Source organism: Stenomitos rutilans (assembly GCF_059505485.1).
On sequence record NZ_JCACKR010000068.1, the window covers coordinates 1 to 2,827 of the forward strand.

A 2,827-nucleotide genomic window follows, 5' to 3' on the forward strand; every position below is an offset into this window, starting at 1 on the left:
GTTATTCAAATAGACAGAAATTCCTTACCGCTAGGGAGGGGTTAACAGCTAAGGATAAAATTACTATAGGATACTAATTTTATCCTTAGCTGTTAACCCCTCCCTAGCGATAAGGAATTTCTGTCTATTTGAATAACTTATCGTTTGTAGGGCATTAACGATAAGAAAGCGTTTGGGATCGGGAATCAGAGGAGCGATCTCAATTCTAGTGAAAGCCTGGAATGACCATGTAGCAGAGGATTTTGAGACTTTGCTGCACAGAGCGTTTTATTAGTTGCATCGTCTTCCTTAGCGGGAATCGCACTTTCCGACCTTTGAACGATAAGGAAATTAAATCAGTGATTTATCTTATCGGCTATTCTTATCGCTAAGATACTTGACAACCTGAAAGTACTGCTATCGAGCGATCGTATTGAGATAGCTGAAATGCACGGGAATTAGGTTATTAGTTATTTCTATCTATCTTTAGCTGATTTAGATAAGATAGATACCGCAAAACGCTAAGGTTAAGATATTATAGATATAGATAGGTGGATAACGCTATGGACACTCTTCCTGATAACTGGCTTGGACTTGCTGCCTCTCATGGGGCAACTGGTTGGGTACGCAATTTCATCAAGGCTTACTTACCCCGACTCAAGGATCAGGCTATTTCGGCTCAACAGTTTGCGCTGCACTTTTCTGATGAGCTTGATTCTCGCAATCTCACTACACCTGCCCAGCAGAAAAACTATCGCTCTAACCTTTGCCAAGCTCTCAAAACGCTTGACCCTGGACATCCCGCAATCGCTCTCATTTCTCCTTCTGCTGAGGAGTATCGAGAACTTAACGATGCCCAGCGAGGCAAACTTGCTGACCGCGAAACACGCTACTTCACTAGCAACCAGGCGCAAACTCTTGTAGACCGCGCTACAGACCTACTTGATAGTGCTGAATGGTCTGACGTGGGAGCGGGGTTGGCAGTGTTATTGGGACGACGGATCAGCGAGATTCTGCTATCGCGCTTCTCTTCTAAATCATTGTGGAGCATCACTTTTAGCGAAATGGCTAAAAAACAAGGGACAGAAGGACTAACGATCGAAATTCCTACCCTCGCACCCGCCGATGTAGTGCTGAAGGCAATTGAGCGACTTCAGAAGGGGCTACGCATCGAGGATCTGAAGCTCAATAGCCTTTCACTCAAGATGGCAAAACAAGCCGTGAATCAACGCTACAGCGACTCTGTAGCGGCTAAGTGCGTGGAGCATTTTAGCCCTTTGGTTCCTGCCAGAAGCGATCGAGAAAACCTCTACACACACGTTTTTCGAGCCGTCTACGCCACAATCGCGGCGCATTGGTTCTGTCCGGTAAACGTGCCAGAACACAGCTTCAAGGCTGAAATTCAAGGGCATTTCACCCTCACCAAAGACGGGAAAAAGCTACCGAACTACAGCGCCCGTGCCAACTACGACGATTACGCAATCGGCGCTAAAGACGGCAACCGCGATGGGCGCTTGGGCATCAAGCTAGGGCTTCTGCCTGGACTGCAACCGATTGAAGCCTTCCGCAAAACTCAACCGCAAAGGGAACGACAAACGATGAACGGAACGGCAACCACAACAAAGGACCAGGACTTTGAACAGATTTGGGAGAGTTTGAGCGATGCTCCACAAGAGCCACTACGTGAACACCCTACCAGCAGCACTGAACCGATCGAACCGACTCAAACCGAATTAACCCAAACCCCAGTAGAGGAGCAAACTCCAGTGAGCCAGCCAACTGAGAAAACCAAGACCAAGCGCCCAGAACTTCACGCGGATGACCTTGCCAGAATGACTGAGATGATGGCAAAGCGTGGGATCACGGGATCGGCGGCTGAACTGTTTCACTCGCTGCTTGAGGCGTTTGAGTCTGGGGAATCCCAACAGCAACAGCAGCAGACTCGCACAGTGAGCGACTTGACCTCTAGCCTCACCTGGTTCACTGATCGCATTGACACTTTAGAGCGAACCTGCCAGCAGCTTCAGGCAGAACGCGATCGCCTTCAGGCAGCACAGACCACGACTGAAGAACTGAATCGCCTACGGGGTGAAAATACCCAATTGAAGCGGGAATTACAGGAGACGCGATCGCGGCTTGGGGGCATCCAGAAGTTTTTAGGGGAATCGAGTCAATCGGCTTCTCCCAACAATGCCACTGTTGCCCATACTTCCGCTGCCTCAAATACTGTAGCCGCTACTCCGGTTCCGCCTCCGACTCCAACTCAGCCCACTGCACCCAAACCAGAAACGCCGGTGGTGCGGCGCAATCGAGCCGAAACAACTGAAAAACTGAATCAAATTATTGACGCGCTCGTTTCGTGGAACACCAGTCAGGAAGCCTCTGATACCCAACTAAGAATCTCAATTCCCACCATTAAAGGTCTGGCTTCTGCGCTTGGGGCTAACTATCAGCCTGCAATCCAGGAGCTATTAAAAGAGAGAGCTGGAGAACTGGAGGAGCATCATAGCCGATTGCTGATTGGCACAAGGCACAATGCTGGCGTGATCAAGAAGGATGAAGTTTTGCAGGCGATCGCCCGTAAGTATTTAGGGCTGGAAAATTGGCAGGACGTGAAATACCAGGGGTGAGTTACTGTCGCGTCTTTCGCTTTTTGTCGCTCGTCTCACGCTGAATGTCGGGCAAGTTTAGAGCCTAAAAGCTAGGCAGGATAGGCATTAGAACAGTATTTTGAAAGGTCTTAGGTCGTCTCACGCTATTTGTCGCCTGAGCAAATCTCACGCTATTTGTCGTCTAATCCCTCTTTTGTTACCTCAACGAGAGCAAATTAAGCTGGAAGAAGCTGCGT

The 2,827-nt window shown here is 48.9% G+C and carries 1 protein-coding gene; it reads left to right on the forward strand.

Annotated features, from left to right (window positions below):
* The first annotated feature begins 542 nt into the window (after positions 1 to 542).
* Complete coding sequence (locus AC5JLP_RS12550; protein ID WP_496068251.1) at positions 543 to 2,609, forward strand: protelomerase family protein; 2,067 nt, start codon at positions 543 to 545, stop codon at positions 2,607 to 2,609.
* The last annotated feature ends 218 nt before the right edge of the window (positions 2,610 to 2,827 follow it).